Annotated in this window: 16 protein-coding genes; 8 read left to right on the top strand and 8 right to left on the bottom strand. The window is 57.6% G+C overall.

All coding sequences use genetic code 11. The annotated features are described in order from the left end of the window. Window positions 1-11: 11 nt before the first annotated feature. The gene (gene hpxD, locus AC2CGP_RS01765) at window positions 12-1,049 is read right to left on the bottom strand and encodes a molybdenum cofactor-independent xanthine hydroxylase subunit HpxD (RefSeq protein WP_032714508.1); all 1,038 of its coding nucleotides are present in this window, start codon (window positions 1,047-1,049) and stop codon (window positions 12-14) included. 125 nt (window positions 1,050-1,174) lie between these two features. On the opposite strand from hpxD, the gene hpxR reads away from it, so the two are divergent. Next, window positions 1,175-2,110, top strand: a complete 936-nt coding sequence (hpxR, locus tag AC2CGP_RS01760; protein WP_047038539.1) for a LysR family hpxDE operon transcriptional regulator HpxR — start codon at window positions 1,175-1,177, stop codon at window positions 2,108-2,110. On the opposite strand, the gene hpxO is transcribed toward hpxR, so the two are convergent. Continuing rightward, window positions 2,089-3,243 (bottom strand): FAD-dependent urate hydroxylase HpxO, encoded by a 1,155-nt coding sequence (gene hpxO, locus AC2CGP_RS01755; protein ID WP_209162708.1) that lies wholly within the window; start codon window positions 3,241-3,243, stop codon window positions 2,089-2,091. The two genes, hpxR and hpxO, sit on opposite strands and share 22 nt — an antisense overlap. A gap of 359 nt (window positions 3,244-3,602) precedes the next feature. Between hpxO and AC2CGP_RS01750 the strand changes: the two genes are divergently transcribed. From AC2CGP_RS01750 to uraH, 3 genes are read left to right on the top strand one after another with little or no spacing between them, the layout of a single operon-like run. Beyond that, window positions 3,603-4,985, top strand: coding sequence for a nucleobase:cation symporter-2 family protein (locus tag AC2CGP_RS01750; RefSeq protein ID WP_020078777.1), 1,383 nt, complete (start codon window positions 3,603-3,605; stop codon window positions 4,983-4,985). Next, window positions 4,963-5,463, top strand: coding sequence for a 2-oxo-4-hydroxy-4-carboxy-5-ureidoimidazoline decarboxylase (gene uraD / locus AC2CGP_RS01745; RefSeq protein ID WP_042897434.1), 501 nt, complete (start codon window positions 4,963-4,965; stop codon window positions 5,461-5,463). Before AC2CGP_RS01750 ends, uraD begins: the two co-directional genes overlap by 23 nt. After that, window positions 5,460-5,786, top strand: a complete 327-nt coding sequence (uraH, locus tag AC2CGP_RS01740) for a hydroxyisourate hydrolase (protein WP_042897437.1) — start codon at window positions 5,460-5,462, stop codon at window positions 5,784-5,786. The genes uraD and uraH overlap by 4 nt, the downstream gene beginning before the upstream one ends. Before the next feature lie 43 nt (window positions 5,787-5,829). Here uraH and guaD read toward each other — a convergent pair whose 3' ends face one another. Both guaD and AC2CGP_RS01730 read right to left on the bottom strand, forming a co-directional pair. Next, window positions 5,830-7,143, bottom strand: coding sequence for a guanine deaminase (gene guaD / locus AC2CGP_RS01735; RefSeq protein ID WP_213759274.1), 1,314 nt, complete (start codon window positions 7,141-7,143; stop codon window positions 5,830-5,832). A 94-nt stretch (window positions 7,144-7,237) separates the two neighbouring features. After that, the gene (locus AC2CGP_RS01730) at window positions 7,238-8,734 is read right to left on the bottom strand and encodes an NCS1 family nucleobase:cation symporter-1 (RefSeq protein WP_015366599.1); all 1,497 of its coding nucleotides are present in this window, start codon (window positions 8,732-8,734) and stop codon (window positions 7,238-7,240) included. A gap of 143 nt (window positions 8,735-8,877) precedes the next feature. Between AC2CGP_RS01730 and AC2CGP_RS01725 the strand changes: the two genes are divergently transcribed. The 3 genes from AC2CGP_RS01725 to puuE are packed head-to-tail and all read left to right on the top strand — an operon-like array spanning window position 8,878 to window position 11,282. After that, on the top strand, window positions 8,878-9,594 hold the full coding sequence (locus tag AC2CGP_RS01725; RefSeq protein WP_015705421.1) for a GntR family transcriptional regulator: 717 nt from the start codon (window positions 8,878-8,880) through the stop codon (window positions 9,592-9,594). After that, a complete protein-coding gene (gene hpxA, locus AC2CGP_RS01720; protein ID WP_015705420.1) occupies window positions 9,594-10,334 on the top strand; it encodes an allantoin racemase in 741 nt (246 codons plus the stop codon). The genes AC2CGP_RS01725 and hpxA overlap by 1 nt, the downstream gene beginning before the upstream one ends. Before the next feature lie 15 nt (window positions 10,335-10,349). Then, complete coding sequence (puuE, locus tag AC2CGP_RS01715; RefSeq protein ID WP_032711639.1) at window positions 10,350-11,282, top strand: allantoinase PuuE; 933 nt, start codon at window positions 10,350-10,352, stop codon at window positions 11,280-11,282. 319 nt (window positions 11,283-11,601) lie between these two features. Here puuE and hpxZ read toward each other — a convergent pair whose 3' ends face one another. The 4 genes from hpxZ to hpxW are packed head-to-tail and all read right to left on the bottom strand — an operon-like array spanning window position 11,602 to window position 15,164. Then, window positions 11,602-11,991, bottom strand: coding sequence for an oxalurate catabolism protein HpxZ (gene hpxZ, locus AC2CGP_RS01710; protein ID WP_015705418.1), 390 nt, complete (start codon window positions 11,989-11,991; stop codon window positions 11,602-11,604). Beyond that, window positions 11,988-13,385 (bottom strand): AtzE family amidohydrolase, encoded by a 1,398-nt coding sequence (locus AC2CGP_RS01705; RefSeq protein ID WP_484502234.1) that lies wholly within the window; start codon window positions 13,383-13,385, stop codon window positions 11,988-11,990. Before AC2CGP_RS01705 ends, hpxZ begins: the two co-directional genes overlap by 4 nt. Continuing rightward, on the bottom strand, window positions 13,382-13,570 hold the full coding sequence (gene hpxX, locus AC2CGP_RS01700; protein ID WP_032708053.1) for an oxalurate catabolism protein HpxX: 189 nt from the start codon (window positions 13,568-13,570) through the stop codon (window positions 13,382-13,384). Before hpxX ends, AC2CGP_RS01705 begins: the two co-directional genes overlap by 4 nt. 10 nt (window positions 13,571-13,580) lie before the next feature. Then, window positions 13,581-15,164 carry an oxamate amidohydrolase gene (gene hpxW, locus AC2CGP_RS01695; protein WP_126337935.1) on the bottom strand — a complete coding sequence of 528 codons (1,584 nt, stop codon included), beginning with the start codon at window positions 15,162-15,164 and terminating at the stop codon, window positions 13,581-13,583. 178 nt (window positions 15,165-15,342) lie between these two features. On the opposite strand from hpxW, the gene hpxU reads away from it, so the two are divergent. Beyond that, window positions 15,343-16,182 carry a MurR/RpiR family transcriptional regulator HpxU gene (hpxU, locus tag AC2CGP_RS01690; protein WP_475702328.1) on the top strand — a complete coding sequence of 280 codons (840 nt, stop codon included), beginning with the start codon at window positions 15,343-15,345 and terminating at the stop codon, window positions 16,180-16,182. The last annotated feature ends 183 nt before the right edge of the window (window positions 16,183-16,365 follow it).

Below are 16,365 nucleotides of genomic sequence, written 5' to 3'. Positions count from 1 at the left end.
TAACTCCTTGCTCAGACCAGGAAAAACTCACCGAAACCCAGCCGCTTCAAGCCGCGACGGTAGGCAATTGAGCTACGGTCGGCTGGAATATGTGCTTCCAGGGTAAGATCCAGAGGTAGCGTCTCCGGGCGCTGGTTCTCGACCATCAGCCGGTCTTCTTCAAAAACGCGAAGGTTGAAGGCGTAGACCTCCTCCACCGGCACATGCAGATCGAAATTGCGGGCGATTGGAGCAAACATCCGCGTGACCCGTGATGAGACGGGCGAGGCGGCATTCATAATAACCAGTCGGGCCTCACCGGGAAAATGAATCGTCAGGGTGGCGGTAAAGGGCAAATGCATCTCAAAGCGACGCAGCCATTGAAATCCCTCCGGAGCGCGGTAGCCGGCGCTTGCCGGATAATTGCCGACCGTGCTCCAGTAGTCGACGACAAACCCGTTTTCCGTTTCCTCAGGCAGGTAGTCAGGAACCTGTTGATTCTCCGCATCGGCGAAGGTGTCGGTATGGATCCACGCAAAATGCGCCACATCAAGAAACCCTTCAACCTGACGGCCTGCAAAGCCATTGACCTCAAACGCCGGGCAGGTCAGTTGCTGGAATCCGTCGTCTGCCCAGTGCGGCATGGTCGGTAACCGCGGGGGATTGTCAGCATCATAATCGAGACACACCCACACCAGACCATAGTGTTCTTCCGCCGCGTAGCAGGTCAGATTTAATTTCGCCGGTATCGGCTGATTTGGGCTGGAGGGGATTCGGTTACAGCGGCCATCTTCCCCAAAGCGCAAGCCGTGATAAGGGCAAATAATGCCTTCTGCGTCATGAAAACCTAACGTCAATGGTACCCCGCGGTGGGGACAGACATCGCGGGCGACTACGACTCGTTCGTGCAGGCGATAGATAACCAGTTTTTCATCCAGCAGGGTGGCTTTCACCGGTTGCGGGCCGATATCAGCGCTGCGCGCCACCGGATGCCAGCATTTTGCCAGCCGCAGCCAGTCCTGGGGTTCAAAGGTGCAATGCGCGGGGGGCGTGAGCGGTTGTCTGTTCATCGTCTTGCTTCCTGATGGCTAAGTTGATTGTTTAATTGTTGTGAGTTTATTGTTGCCATAGTAGGGTGTTGACATCCATCAGCATTAATTCAGCTATCCGTTGCAAAAATCAGTACAGGTAACCGATGAGTCCTTTCTCGCGCTTTGCGCATTATTTTATGGAAGTGGCCCGCAGCGGCAGCCTGCGCCGGGCGGCGGAAAAACTGCATATTTCGGCTTCGGCGATTAACCGCCAGATACTGCAGGCTGAAGCGTCCTTCGGCACGCCGCTGTTTGAACGGCTGCCGGAAGGTTTGCGGATGACCACCGCAGGAGAGCTGTTGTATGACAATCTGCTGCGCTGGCAAAAAGAGTTTCGCGTGACCCAACAGAAATTTGATGAACTGCAGGGGCTAAAACGCGGAACGGTGAATGTCGGTATGGTGCAGGCGCTGGCCGAAGGGAGTTTTGCCGCGGCGCTGGCAGAGATTATCAACCAGTGCGAGTGGCTGGAACTGATGTTGCAGGTCGCCGATAGCCAGAGCATCAGCGATAGAGTGCGTCAGTCCGATGTCGATTTTGGTCTGATCCTCGATCCTGAAGGTCAGGCGGGTCTCAACGTACTGGCGTTTATTGAAATGGAAGTCGGGGTGGTACTGCATCCGCACCATCCTTTTGCCGCCGCGCCCGCGATCTCGCTGGGGGAACTTAGCGATGAACGGCATATTATTCCCGGCGCGCCGTTAATAGTGCATGACCGGGTGGCAATGCTCTATCGCCATTATGATTTTTCGCCGCCCAACACCGTTAGCTGCAATGATATTCGTCTGATTAAATCGCTGGTGCTTAAAGGCGGCGGGGTGACGGTCCTGAGCCTGCTGGACGTGCAGGACGAGGTAAACAACGGTTCGCTGGCGTTTGTGCCGCTACGTAATAAGCTGCTACGACCTTTGACTCTGGCGCTATGCACCGCGCCATCGCGCCAGCTATCTCGTCCGGCGCAAATGGCGATTCAAAAACTAACGCTGGTGATGGAGGAGATGCGTAGCGCCGCTCACTCTCAGCCTAATGGCCCGCCCTGAATGGTTTCGCACAAGCCGTTGATAATACGCTCGCCGGTTTCCGTTTTCAGTTCCTGATACCAGGCTTTGGTTAACGCCATATCCTTACCGTGGGTGATATCACAGCGTTTACGCGCTTTGAGCACCAGGTCACGCACCCGTTCACAACGCAATGCTTCGTACTGGCGCAGCGCGGTGACAATATCGCTATTGTCGCGCAGTACATTACCCAGCACGACCGCGTCCTCCATCGCCGCGCAGCCGCCCTGGCCGATATCCGGCGTGGTGCTATGCCCGGCATCGCCCAGTAGCGCCACCTTGCCACGCACCAGCTTATCAAAAGGTTCAATATCGTGAATTTCTATCCGGTTGGTAGTCTGCGGGTCGAGTACGGCGATAAGCTTTTGCACCGGCGGCGCCCAGCCGGCGAAGTAGCGGGTTAAATCGTCGCGCAGGGTGAGGCGATCTTCCGCTAACCCGGCCGGTAACGGCACATCGAAGAAGAAGTAGAAGCGTCCGCCCGCCACCGGCATCAGCGACACGCGTTTGCCTTCGCCGACAAACGTCGTCCACTGATCGGCGGGGGCAATGGACTCATCAATGTCGACCAGACCATTCCAGTTGACGTAACCAGCATAGCTGCGTTCCGGCGTATAGCCGAGCACATATGGCCGCAGTGCCGAATGGCTGCCGTCGGCGGCGATGACCATATCGCCGTGCGCCTCGCTACCATCGGTAAACCAGACGGTGACGCCGTCGGTATGCTCTTCCACGCGGGTGACCCGCTTGCCGAACTGCACCTGCTCACGCCCCCAGAAATCAAGCATCTCACGCTGAAGTTCCGTTCGCGACACTGGCGAAGGGCGTCCCTGCGTACGTTCAACCAGCGGCGCGAGACTGAACCGTGTGAGCGTTTCCCCGTGTTGATACCCCTTATACGCCAGATAATGCATCGGGCCGCCATAAGCGTCGATGATCTCGCCCATCCCCAGGCGGTTCATACACTTGACGCCGTTGGGCCAGATAGAGATCGCGGCGCCAACCGGCTTAATCTCTTTTACCGCTTCGAACACTTCGCAAGCGATGCCTGCATTACGTAGCGCCACCGCGGCGCTCAACCCGCCGATTCCCGCGCCAATCACGATTGCTTTCATTGTCTTCCCCTTAGGTGTGTTGTTTAAGGGGTTCAGCAATTTGCATACCAGGTAGCAGAACCTGCGAAATCAGCGGAAAACGGACGGGTGATGGCGGGGAGATGCACCAAAGGAGGGCAAAGTTGCGATTATGTTGCCTTTTTATGAATCAAAGATTTCTTTTGATGAATTAAGGAATCAAAAGTTTCAGCGCCCCGCGCCAACGATCGTTACAGAATACCCGCTCTTTAATTTAGCTATTTCGCTGAAAAATAAAAGATAAAGTGATTGTTACGTGGATAAAGATAGAGGGAATAAGCAATGTGGCCTGCTTTGTGCACTACATCGTGAACGCTTATCCACGACGAGACGGTGACCCCATGTCTGATGAAAAGAACAGCAACCTGCTTTATGGCCTGGAGCAGCGCATCCCGCCGCTGCCGGCTTTTTTTAGCGCCTTACAGCACGTGCTGGCAGGGCTGGTCGGCATTATTACGCCGCCGCTGATTATTGGCGCCGCGCTGGGGCTTGGCGAATGGCTGCCATATTTAATTAGTATGTCGCTAATGGCTTCCGGGATTGGCACCTTTCTGCAGGCTAACCGCGTCTGGGGGATCGGTGCGGGGATGATCTGTATGCAGGGCACCAGCTTCGCCTTTCTCGGCGTAGCGATTGCCGGCGGCATGTGGGTGAAAGCGCAGGGAGGCGGCCCGCAGGACATTATGGCCATGCTGTTTGGCGTCAACGTTGTTGCCGCGCTGGTACCGGTCGTCGTCAGCCGCTTTATCGAACCGCTGAAAAAACTTTTTACCCCGATTATTACCGGCAGCGTCATTGCGCTGATCGGCATTAGCCTGATAAAGGTCAGTATTATTAACTGGAGCGGCGGCGAGCACGCGAAGGATTTCGCCAGCCCGGGCAATATCGCATTGGGCGGCATAACGTTAGGGATTATCGTGGTGCTGAGCTGCGCGAAAAACCGCTGGCTGCGTTTATCGTCGGTGGTCATCGGTATGGCGGTGGGCTGTATCGCTGCCGCGCTAAGCGGAAAATTTCATCTGGCGCCGATCGGCGATAGCTGGTTTCGTCTGCCGGCGATATTTCCTTTTGGCTTTCAGTTTAATAGCGCCATATTTTTACCGGTCGCGCTGGTATCGCTGGTTTGCATTCTTGAAGCCGTCGGCGATTTAACCGCCAACTGCCTGATCTCAAAACAGGCCATCGATGACGGCGCGTTTCGTTCGCGCCTGAAAGGCGGGATCCTCGCGGATGGCATTAGCTGCCTGATCGCCGCGGCGATCTGCGCGTTTCCCAATACCACCTTCGCACAGAATAACGGCGTCATCCAGATGACCGGCGTCGCCAGCCGCTATGTCGGGCGTTATATTGGCGTATTGCTGATTCTGCTTGGGCTGTTTCCACCATTCGGCGAGATCCTACGCCAGATCCCCACGCCGGTGTTAGGCGGCGCGACGATGGTCATGTTTGGCTGTGTCGTGGCGGCCGGGATCCGCATTATCACCCAGAACCCGCTAACGCGCCGCGATATGCTGATTGTTGGCCTGGCATTTGGTTTTGGCCTCGGCATCGAGGCGGTTCCCGCATTCCTTGCCCATTTCCCGCCCATCATCGGTAACCTGTTTGGATCTGCGGCCACCAGCGGCGGGCTGGTGGCGATTGTACTGAATCTGATTATTCCGCAAGAGAAAGCCGCCATGACGGCAGCGGCAAGGAGCAATGATGATAACACTCAACCACTTTAATCAGTTGCCGCAGGCGGAAGCCATTCGCCAGCTTGAACCCTGCGTGGCGCTCCCCGCCTGGCGCGAAGCGCTGGCGCTGGAGCGGCCCTATGCCACACTGACGGCCTTAACGGATCGCGCACAACAACTGATGCAGCACTGGGGAGAGGCAGATCTGGCGCGGGCGCTCTGCGCCCACCCGCGGATCGGGGAAAAGCCGACGGGCGGGGAAGCGCATGCCGCGCTGTCTCGCCAGGAGCAGGCGGAGGTTAATGCCGACGATGCCGATATCGCCCGGGCGCTGAAAGAAGGGAACGCCCGTTACGAAGCCCGCTTTGACCGCGTGTTTCTGATCCGCGCCAAAGGACGCAGCGCCGCCGAGATCCTGCAGGCGCTGACCCAACGGCTGACGAATAATGACGCGCAGGAAATTGAAGCGGCACTGGAACAATTACGTGAAATCACCTTACTCAGACTGGCGGGAGTTATTAGCGAATGATCACCCTGAGCACCCATATTCTTGATATTTCTACCGGCAAGCCTGCACAAGGCGTGGCGGTCACCCTGTTATGCGAAGGGCGCAGCCTGGCGTCAGGCGTGACGGACAGCCATGGCCGCCTGGGCGAGCTGGCGACGGGACAACTGCGTCCCGGCAACTATCAGCTGGTGGCCGAACTGCAATCGTGGTTTGCGCGCGATGGTCGTCAGACCCTGTACCGGCAGGCGCAGATCGATTTTATGATCACCGCCGAGGACAAAGACCATTTTCATCTGCCGTTTTTAATTGCCCCCGGCGGCTGGTCGACCTATCGCGGAAGTTAAGTTGAGTCCGCTGCCCGGTCAGAATAAAGTGCCGGGCAGCGGTTCAGCCTTCGTTACACCATACCTGTTGGCCATTGACCCAGGTCTCACTAATGTTTCGTTCATCGCCTAAGGTCATCAATACGAACAGCTGCTCATAGACATCATGACAGCGTGCGCCGCGCAGCTTTTGTAGCGGCGTCACCGCCGGGTCGATAACCACCAAATCGGCCTCTTTTCCCGACTGGAAATTACCAATTTTGTCATCCAGGCGTAACGCGTGCGCGCCGCCCAACGTCGCATGATAAAACGCTTCGCTGGCGCGCAGGCGATAGCTCTGTAGCTGCGCCACTTTATAGGCCTCGCCGAGGGTGCGCAGCAGGCTGAAGGTGGTCCCGGCGCCCACATCGCTGCCGATGCCGATCCGGACCTGATGTTGCCAGCTGGCGGGCAGGCGAAATAGCCCGCTACCTAAAAACAGGTTTGACGTAGGACAAAAGGCGATTGCCGAACCGGTCTCATGCAGACACCGCCACTCTTTCTCCGCCAGATGTATCCCGTGGGCGAAGACGCTGCGCGCTCCGGTCAATTGATAGTGATGATAAACATCAAGATAGTGCTGATGCTCCGGCCATAACTGCTTTACCCACGAGACTTCATTAAGGTTTTCACTCAGATGGGTATGCAGCCAGGTATCAGGAAACTCCTCCCGCAGCCGCTGAACAGCTTGTAGCAGCTCCGGTGTGGAGGTGGGGGCGAAACGCGGCGTAATAGCGTAGCCCAGACGGCCGCGCTGGTGCCAGCGCTGGATCAGTTCGCGGGTCTGGCGATAGCTTTGTTCGGCGGTTTCGGTTAAATACTCCGGCGTATGGCGATCCATCATCACCTTACCGGCCAGCAGGCGCATGTTCAGGCGCAACGCCTCGGTAAACAAGGCCTCCACGGACGCCGGATGAAGCGTACAAAACACCAGCGCGGTGGTGGTGCCATGGCTGAGCAACTGGTTGACAAAAAAACGGGCGATATCTGCCGCGTACCGTTCATCGGCAAACTGGCTTTCCACCGGGAAGGTATAAGTGGTCAGCCATTCCAGCAGCTGTTCGCCAAAGGCGCCGATCATTTCGGTTTGAGGATAATGAATATGGGCGTCGACAAACCCCGGCAGCAGCAGTTTACCCCGCAGATCGCGATAGCCTTTATGTGGATCGAGTAATGCTTCGGCTTCCTGCCATGGCAGTAGCGCCTGAATCTTCCCGGCGTAAATAAACAGCACGCCATCATCAATATATCGCGCGTAGCGGGCGATATCGTCAGCGCTGGCGGCGGGTTGGCTAATATCAAAAAACGCACCGCGTAACGCGGTGTGGTATTCCAGCATGTTGCCGCCTTATATAAGTAGGGTGATAGCTATTGCGCAAATATGTGCAAATTTAATGCCAGGAGGCCGCGGAAGGCTCCGCGGCCGGGCGGGATTATTCTTTCTGCGCCAGCGCGCCGGGGGTAAAGCGGGCGGAGGAAGCGGCCTGCCGCTCGTCGCGGGCAATCCAGCGATACAGGCTGCCGCTAAGTAGCACGCCGATGAACCAGCTAAAATTGGCCACCTCATGCAGAGCGGGAATAAAGCTGATAATCAGGCCGACCGCCACCGAGGGCAGCAGCGCGGCGATGGCCTTCGGGTTAAAGCCGTTGCGGTACCAGTATTTGCCTTTAGGGGTATCATCGAAAAGATCGTCGATCGATACCTGTCCGCGTTTAATCAAATAGAAATCAACCAGCAGAATGCCGAACAACGGCCCGATAAACGCTCCCAATACATCCAGGGTGTAGTGGATAAGTTCTGGGGAGTTAAACAGATTCCACGGGGTGAGCAGTATCGAGCCGACGGCGGCAATCATCCCGCCGGTGCGGAAGCTGATTTTTTGCGGCGCGCAGTTGGAAAAATCAAATGCCGGCGAGACGAAGTTGGCGACAATATTGATGCCGATAGTGGCGGTGATCATGGTCAGCAGGCCGATGGCCACCGCCAGATCGTTACCCACATGGCTCACCGTTTCAATCGGGTCGGTGATCATCCGGCCAAATAAAGATTGCGTCCCGGAGACGATTACTACGGTCACTACCGAGAACAGCAGGAAGTTAAACGGCAGCCCCCAGCGGTTGCCGCGGCGAATTTCGCCCATGCTTCTGGCATAACGGGAGAAATCGCCAAAATTAAGCAGCGGACCGGAGAAGTAGGAGACCACCAGCGCGGTGGCGGTGATCATCTGCCAGCTTTGCTCACCGGCGGTCAGCGTCTTACTGGCGAGGGTAAAGGAGATACCGTCGAGGCCTGTCTTGTATACAATCCAGCCCGCCAGCGCCAGCATCACCACATATACCGCCGGGCCGGCGATATCAATAAAGCGCTTAATCGCGCTCATGCCGTGCCAGAACACCATCGCCTGCAACAGCCACATGGTGGCGAAACAGATCCAGCCAAGCGATGAAAGACCCAGCAATGACGTTTGCGTCATTGCCGCCAGCGAGGGCCAGAACTTCAGCAGCACCAGCATTAAGGCGTTCGCAGCCAGATAAGTTTGGATCCCGTACCAGGCGAAAGCAATCAGCCCGCGTATCACCGCTGGAATATTGGCGCCGAAGACGCCGAACGCCTGACGGCAGATGACCGCATAGGGCACGCCGGCAATCTGGCTGGGTTTGGCCACCAGATTGGCGCAAAGCTGGACGATAACAATTCCGGCTAACAGGCAGATAAGTACCTGCCAGCTCGCCAGACCCAGCGTAAAGAAACTCGCCGCCACCACATAGCCGCCCATGCTATGCACGTCCGACATCCAGAAAGAAAAAATGTTGTACCAGTTCCAGTTTTGCTCGCGCGTCGGCGCCAGATCCTCGTTGCAAAGACGCGGGCTGTAGCCTGATGCCGGGTCTCCGGCGTTGAGCTGATGCGTGTTTTGTGTATTTGGCATGGATCCTGCTCCTCTGAAGACAAACGTTGTGCCGTTGATAGCGGAAGGCGTTGCAGGATTCAGGCCAGAATGGTTAATCTTGTATACAAAATATTTATTTTATGTATACGATTTGATATCAAAATGGGAAGTGGAGTAGACCAATGGGCAATGAAAATCCGCTGCAGGCCGCAGCCGGACTGCATGACAAGGATGAGTCTATCTACGAGGCCTTGCTGACCGCGATTGTCGAGCAACAGCTACTGCCTGGCAGCAAATTGCCGGAAGAGGCACTGGCGGAGGTGTTTGGCGTCAGCCGCACGGGGGTACGTAAAGCGCTGCAACGACTCGCCGCTGTGCAAATGGTGACATTAACGCCCAAACGTGGTGCACAGGTCGCCAGTCCGACGGTTGACGAGGCACGGGAAATATTCCGCACCCGTGCGCTACTGGAAGTAGCGAATCTGCCGGATGTACTTCAACGCTGCCAGCCTCCGCATCTTGCGGCGCTGGAAGCCATTATTCAGCAGGAGCAACTGGCGCATGAGGCCTATGATGGCCCGGCCGCTATCCGCCATTCCGCTAATTTTCATATTCAGTTACAGGCCATTTCCGGCAACCAGGTGCTAACGGAGATGGTCACCCGGCTCAGTCAACGCTCATCGCTGGTGATTGCCGCCTGGGGCGCGCCGTGGCGGCAAGGGTGCCGCTGCGATGACCACGAGCGCCTTGTCGGCCTGTTACGCGAAAAAGCGCTGACCGCGCTGACCGAGGCGCTCAACCATCACTTTGAACACATCGTCGCCAGTTTATGCTTTTCCCGCACGGGGGAGTCAGTCCCCGATTTCGCCCGGCTGTTTGCCGGCTATAAGGAGCGGTAATGTCCACCATCTGTATACAAGTCATCAATCCCAATACCGATCCCGGTATGACGCAAACTATCGCCGAGGCGGCCCGCGCCGCGGCGTCGCCAGGAACCGATATTGTCGCGGTCTGTCCACCAGACGGCGTGCCGTCGATTGAAGGGCATTTTGACGAAGCCATCGCCGCCGTCGGCGTGCTGGAGCAAATAAAAGCCGGGCGGCAGCAGGGCGTTTCCGGGCACGTTATCGCCTGTTTTGGCGATCCGGGGTTACTTGCCGCCCGTGAACTGGCCCAGGGGCCGGTTATTGGTATTGCTGAAGCGGCGATGCATATGGCGACGCTGGTCGCTACCCGCTTCTCGGTGGTCACTACCTTGCCGCGCACGCTGATTATCGCTCGCCATCTGCTACATCAGTATGGTTTCCATGAGCATTGCGCCGGTCTGCATGCGATCGATCTACCGGTGTTGGCGCTGGAAGATGGCAGCGGCGTGGCGCAGGAAAAAGTACGCGCCCGCTGTATTCAGGCGCTACAGGAGGATGGCTGCGGCGCTATCGTGCTGGGCTGCGGCGGCATGGCGACCCTGGCGCAGCAACTGACCCGGGAACTTCAGGTACCCGTTATTGATGGCGTCAGCGCGGCGGTGAAGATGGTCGAATCTCTGGTGTCGCTAGGCCTGACAACCAGCAAGCACGGCGATTTAGCTTATCCGGAACGTAAAACGCTTAGCGGTAAATTTGCCGTGTTTAATGATTAAATGAAGGGGTGGGAGATGATACCTGCAGCAGAATTATATCCGCGCGATTTGCGCGGCTACGCGGGAAAACCGCCGCACGCGCAGTGGCCAGACCAGGCGCGTATCGCGGTGCAGTTTGTGCTTAATTACGAAGAAGGCGCCGAGAATCACGTCCTGCACGGCGATGCGGGTTCCGAACAGTTTCTCTCCGATATCATTGGCGCTGCCAGCTATCCCGATCGTCATATGTCGATGGACTCATTGTATGAATATGGCAGCCGCGCGGGTTTCTGGCGTATCCATCATGCCTTTCAGGAGCGGGGGTTACCGCTGACGGTATTTGGCGTGGCGATGGCGTTGGCGCGTCATCCGGATATCGTCGCGGCGATCAAAGCGGCCAACTACGATGTGGTCAGCCACGGGTGGCGTTGGATCCACTATCAGCATATGGCGATTGAACAGGAGCGTGACCATCTGCATAAAGCGGTGCAGGTGCTGACCGACCTGTTTGGCAAACCGCCCACCGGCTGGTATACCGGGCGCGATAGCCCTAACACCCGGCAACTGGTGGTGGAACATGGCGGGTTTGATTACGACAGTGACTATTATGGCGATGATTTGCCGTTCTGGACGGAAGTGCCTTGCGCCGACGGGCAGCGTAAACCGCATCTCATCGTGCCTTACACGCTCGATGCTAACGATATGCGCTTTGCCACCGCTCAGGGGTTTAATACCGCTGAACAGTTTTATACCTATCTGAAAGACAGCTTTGATGTGCTGTACGCGGAAGGTGAAACGTCGCCGAAAATGATGTCTATCGGCATGCACTGCCGGTTGCTGGGCCGCCCTGGACGCTTTCGCGCTCTGCAACGTTTTCTTGATTACGTGCAGCAGCATGAGCGCGTGTGGATTTGTACACGCCAGCAGATTGCCGACCACTGGCGGCAGGTGCATCCGTACCAGCCATAGCGGCAGGTCCATTGCGCCGTTATTTGTCGGGTGGCGGCTAACGCCTTACCCGACCTACGGTCCGTGCGGCCTGCCTTTAATTTATTCACCATGATGACTGACACTACTGGTGCTAGCGATCTCAAAATCCCCGGTGGCGCTGCCGCTTACCGGGGCTACAGCACAATGCGATTTGGTAGCCCGGAGAAGGCGCAACGCGCCGCGTCCGGGAAAACCTCTTAAAAAAGTTGCAAATCGATAACAGTATCTACGGTCCGTGCCGTTGTGAGTTGGTAGCCCTGCTAAGCGCAGCGCAAGCAGGGGACGACAAACAACGGCATCAATGTCCCATCAAACTAACCTGTGCGGCAACGATACGCCAGCCACAGGCAAACCGAACCCAGGTTTGTTGCTGACGGCCGATACGTTCGCTGCCTTCACGGGTGAACTCGGTACTGCATACCGCATAATCCTCCCCATAGGTGGTGATCACCGTATGGCGTAATTCCCGTGCAAGCCCTGCGGCGGGGCGCGCGGCGCGGAAGGCGCGTATCTCATCAATACCATAAAGATTCTCCCCTGCGCCGAGGCGAACCGTGCGCGTATCGTGCCAGAACAACGCATCCAGCACTGCGATATCGTTACTCACCAGCGCCTGTTCATAGCGATAAAAGGCCGCCGTAACTTCGGCGACCACTTGCGGAAGGTTGATTTCTTGCGACGCGATCATGCGGCTACCTCCACCGGGCGGGAATCGGTCATTCCCATCGCTTCCAGCGCATAGGCGGCGCGCAGACAAGCCTGTTCATTAAACGGCGCGGCAATTAACTGCACCCCGACAGGCAGCCCCGTCGCGGTACGTAGCGGGACGGTCACCACCGGCAGACCGATAAAGGAGATTGGTTGAGTAAGCATGCCCATGCTGGCGCGTATCGGTAAAGACTCGCCGTTGATCTCCATCGTCTGCTCGCCAATAAGCGTGGCGCTGCACGGTGTTGCCGGGGCGATGAGCACGTCGGCATGGGTGAATAGCGACGCGACTTGCTGCTGAGCGTGGCGACGAAAGCGCTGCGCCTGCAGGTACCAGGCTGAAGGGATCATCGCTCCCGCCAGCAGACGTTCGCGCGAGTGCGGTTCAAAGCGCTCCGGCTCACGCCGTAAGGCTGGCAGGTACTGGTTTCCGCCTTCAGAAGCGCTAATGATAAAAGCAGAAGCGCGCGCCAGCTCCGCCTCGGGGAAGAGAAACTCTTCAGAGGCTTCGAGATAGCGGGCGACCCGAGCCACCGCCGCGCGGGCATCGTCATCGCACCAGCGGCTGAAATAGCCGCCTAAAACCGCGCAACGCAGCCCCTGGAGGCCATATCGCACATGCGGCGTGGCGGGGGCGACGCCGCGTTCGGCCTGAAACCCGTCGTTGACGTCTCGCCCCTGCAGAACATCGTAGACTGTGGCTAGATCCTCTACCGTTCGGGCAAACGGACCAATATGATCGAGGCTGGGAACAAAAGGGTGGCTGCCGGTACGCGACAGACGGCCGAAAGTTGGCTTGAGACCAAAAATCCCGCTCAGGGATGCCGGAACGCGGATTGAACCATTGGTGTCGCTACCGAGCGAGAAAGTAACCAGCCCGGCGGCGACCGCCGCCGCTGAGCCGCCGGAGGATCCGCCAGCAATGCGGTTAAGATCGTGCGGATTACGCGTCGCGCCATAGTGGCTGTTTTCCGTGGTAAAACCGTAAGCATAGGCGTCCATATTCAGCATCCCGCTGAGCAGGCCGCCTGCGCTTTGGATTTGACTTACCGCCCAGCTATCGACGCGGGCAGGCGGGTTATTGCTGAACAGTTGGGCGCCGGCGAGGGTGGTTTCTCCCGCGACATCAAACAGATTTTTGACCGCGTAGGGAATGCCTGCCAGCGCAGGCAGCGGCTGATTCGTGCGCCGTAGGGCATCAATGGCGTCCGCTTCGTCGAGCATCCGTTTCCCGGTGACAGTCGTCCAGGCATTGAGCAGTGGGTTACTTTGCGCAATATCATCAAGCGTCTGGCGAGCCAGCTCTTTGGCGCTAAATTCACCGCGACTCAGCGACTGCTGGATCCCGGCAATGGTCATCTGATGTAGCTTCATGCTTTATACACTCCGGCGATTTCCAGGCGCTGATCGAGCGGATAGGCCATCAGCGGTTCAGCCATATCGGCAATGCGGCGAAATTGCGCCAGCAGCTCAGCGCGGCGCGATTCATCCAGTTCCAGGGCAAGGATCTGCTCCATCTGTCGAAGCCAGTCGCGCCACTCTTTTTCGGTTTGTTTCATGCTTCTCCCCCTAATAGCCAGCGGCGGCGCCGTTACTGCGCGGGTCAGACGCGCCTTCAAACAGGCCGTCAGGATGGCGGACAATGGCGCCGGCATGTCCCATGGCCTCGCTGAAGTCGGCCAGTACCTCAACCTCATGCCCCAGTTCCCTGAGCCGGGCGAGGGTTTGCGGCGCAAAGCGGCCTTCTACTTTTAGTGAGTCCGAAGTCTGTCCCCAGGTGCGCCCAAGCAGCCAACGCGGACGAGAAATACTCTCCTGAAGCGGGACGTTCTGCAGGATATAACGGGTGAACAGCGCCGCCTGGGTTTGCGGCTGGCCGTCGCCGCCCATTGATCCATAAACCATCACCCGCCCATCGTTCAGGCGTGCGGCGGCGGGATTAAGGGTATGGAAGGGTTGCTTGCCCGGCGCCAGCGCCAGCAAATGCGCCGGGTCGAGGCTGAACGACGCGCCGCGGTTTTGCCAGACAATACCGCTGTCCGGAAGCACCACACCGCTGCCAAACTCATGGTAGAGACTCTGGATAAAGGAGACCGCCAGCCCGCTACTGTCCATCACGCCCATCCAGACGGTATCGCCGGGGCCTTTGCCTGCGCCCCATGGCGCGGCGCGCTGGTCGTCGATCTTCTCCGCCAGCGGTTGTAACGCCTGCGGGGACAGCAAACTTTGAATATCCACATCCAGGTGCAGCGGGTCGGTAATATGTTTATCTCGCAGGCTGAAGGCCAGTTTTGTCGCTTCCACGATACGGTGGATGGTCTGCGCATCGTCGGCCTGCTCCATCGCCAGCCGGTCAGTGATGCCGAGAATGGCCAGCGATACCAGCCCCTGCGTCGGCGGCGCCAGGTTCCATAACTCACCGTGTTGATGCTGTAACCGCAGTGGTTGCGGGCGACGCGCACGATGCTGGCGCAGATCGTCAAGCGTAATAGGCAGGCCGTAACGGGCCATGCCAGCCGCCAGTTGTTCCGCGAGAGAGCCGCGATAGAAACTATCAAGCCCTTCCGCAACCAGCCGTTTTAGCGTGGAGGCCAGCGCAGGCTGACAAAAGCGGCTGCCGCTTTGCGGAGGGCGGCCATTGACCAGAAAGGTCTCAGCGAAGCCCGGCTGGCGCTGAAGTTCATCTAACTTTCCAGCGGTGGCGCTGGCTTGCGAGGCGGTCACCGGAATACCGTTATCGGCATAGCCAATCGCGTCCTGTAACAGGCGCGAAAGCGGTAGTGATTTACCGGTCAGCGAGTATGAAACTTGCAGCGCCTCATCCCAGCCGCTGACGGTGCCGGCGACGGTCAGGGCGGATCGCGGGCCGCGATGCGGGATGTGCGTTAGCCCGGCATAGGCTTCCGGTGTCGCCAGTGAACCAGCGGCGCCGCTGGCGTCAATGGCGATCGGATCGCCCTGCGGCGGCACGATCAGCCAGAACCCATCGCCGCCAATACCATTCATATGCGGATAGACCACCGCGATGGTCGCGGCAGCGGCGACCATCGCTTCTATTGCGCTTCCGCCTTCGCGCAGCACGGACAGCGCGCTTTGGCTAGCCAGATGATGGGGGGCGACCGCCATCCCCTGGGTCGAGAAATGACTCTGCATAACTTATCCTCGTAACGAATCGTACAGCCACTGCTGCAAATACTGTCCGTGCAAAAGCTGTTCCACTTTGAAAAGAAAGTTTCAATGATGCGGCGGCCGTTTGTCTTTTCTCATTGTGGCATGCATTGTGAAGGGTGTTAGCGGTATAGTTCAGTGAAACAAAAGTTACAGAGGCGCTATGGAACAACTCGATGAACGGCTGAAGGCGCAATATGCGTCGTTGTCACCCCAGGAGCAGCGGGTGGCGGATTTCATTGTCGACCACTTTAATGACCTGATTAGCTACAACAGCGCCGAGCTGGCCCAACTGAGCGGGGTATCAAAAGCGACAGTAAGCCGTCTGTTTAAACGGCTGGGATATGAAAAGTATCGCGATATGCGTGATGAGCTGCGCACGTTACGCCAGAGCGGGATGCCGTTGACCGATCATCGCGAGGCGGTGCAGGGTAATACGCTGCTGGCGCGGCATTATAAACAGGAGATGGCAAACCTGACGCAGTGGGTAAACGCGCTGGATGCCCGGCAGTTTGCCGAAGCCATTAACGCGCTGGTCAAGGCCAGGCGCGTCGTCATTATTGGCATGCGAAACTCCTGGCCGCTGGCGCTGCATTTGCGCCAGCAGTTGCTTCAGGCGCGTGGGCAAGTGGTGGTGCTGCCGCAACCGGGGCAAAGCCTAAGTGAAGAGCTGGTCGATTTGTGCGAAGAAGATATCGTGGTGGTGATGGCGTTTCGCCGTCGGCCGCGGATTATTCGTCCCCTGATGCAGCAACTGCAACAGCGGGGAGTTCCGCAGCTGCTAATTTGCGAGCCGCAGGCGCATAGCCTGTTTCCGCTGGCGTGCTGGCGGCTCAGCGCTCCGCTGGATAGCGTTTCGGCTTTCGACAGCTACGCGTCGGCCAATAGTCTTATCAACCTGCTGGCTAACGCCTTGCTACATGAAATTCTCGATAGCGGTCGCCCGCGCATTCATGACATCGCCACGTTATACCAGCAGTTGGATGAGCTTGAACAACGATAATGGGGAGCCAGTCTGGTGCTTTGCACCTTTTTGGTGCCAAAGTACGGTAAGGAGAAGGGCGACTCTTCTTACCGCCATGGTTAATATTCGCGTCATTTCTCGCTAGAAGCCGATTAGGCAGCGCAAATTTCTTTTGTCCGTATCTGGCACATTAGTTGCAGAAGTTTATTTAAAGAATCTTTT

This window comes from Klebsiella sp. SYXHC3 (assembly GCF_057196925.1).
The sequence above is the reverse complement of the archived record's forward strand: the minus strand, read 5'-3'. Positions and strand labels throughout refer to the sequence as shown.

Bases quoted from the DNA above. Each gene is read 5' to 3' on its own strand.
- hpxA (WP_015705420.1), top strand. From the start codon at position 9,594: ATGTCCACCATCTGTATACAAGTCATCAATCCCAATACCGATCCCGGT.
- hpxO (WP_209162708.1), bottom strand. From the start codon at position 3,243: ATGAAAGCAATCGTGATTGGCGCGGGAATCGGCGGGTTGAGCGCCGCG.
- AC2CGP_RS01750 (WP_020078777.1), top strand. From the start codon at position 3,603: ATGTCTGATGAAAAGAACAGCAACCTGCTTTATGGCCTGGAGCAGCGC.
- hpxU (WP_475702328.1), top strand. From the start codon at position 15,343: ATGGAACAACTCGATGAACGGCTGAAGGCGCAATATGCGTCGTTGTCA.
- hpxZ (WP_015705418.1), bottom strand. From the start codon at position 11,991: ATGATCGCGTCGCAAGAAATCAACCTTCCGCAAGTGGTCGCCGAAGTT.
- AC2CGP_RS01730 (WP_015366599.1), bottom strand. From the start codon at position 8,734: ATGCCAAATACACAAAACACGCATCAGCTCAACGCCGGAGACCCGGCA.
- puuE (WP_032711639.1), top strand. From the start codon at position 10,350: ATGATACCTGCAGCAGAATTATATCCGCGCGATTTGCGCGGCTACGCG.
- uraH (WP_042897437.1), top strand. From the start codon at position 5,460: ATGATCACCCTGAGCACCCATATTCTTGATATTTCTACCGGCAAGCCT.
- hpxR (WP_047038539.1), top strand. From the start codon at position 1,175: ATGAGTCCTTTCTCGCGCTTTGCGCATTATTTTATGGAAGTGGCCCGC.
- uraD (WP_042897434.1), top strand. From the start codon at position 4,963: ATGATAACACTCAACCACTTTAATCAGTTGCCGCAGGCGGAAGCCATT.
- guaD (WP_213759274.1), bottom strand. From the start codon at position 7,143: ATGCTGGAATACCACACCGCGTTACGCGGTGCGTTTTTTGATATTAGC.
- hpxX (WP_032708053.1), bottom strand. From the start codon at position 13,570: ATGAAACAAACCGAAAAAGAGTGGCGCGACTGGCTTCGACAGATGGAG.
- AC2CGP_RS01725 (WP_015705421.1), top strand. From the start codon at position 8,878: ATGGGCAATGAAAATCCGCTGCAGGCCGCAGCCGGACTGCATGACAAG.
- hpxD (WP_032714508.1), bottom strand. From the start codon at position 1,049: ATGAACAGACAACCGCTCACGCCCCCCGCGCATTGCACCTTTGAACCC.
- AC2CGP_RS01705 (WP_484502234.1), bottom strand. From the start codon at position 13,385: ATGAAGCTACATCAGATGACCATTGCCGGGATCCAGCAGTCGCTGAGT.
- hpxW (WP_126337935.1), bottom strand. From the start codon at position 15,164: ATGCAGAGTCATTTCTCGACCCAGGGGATGGCGGTCGCCCCCCATCAT.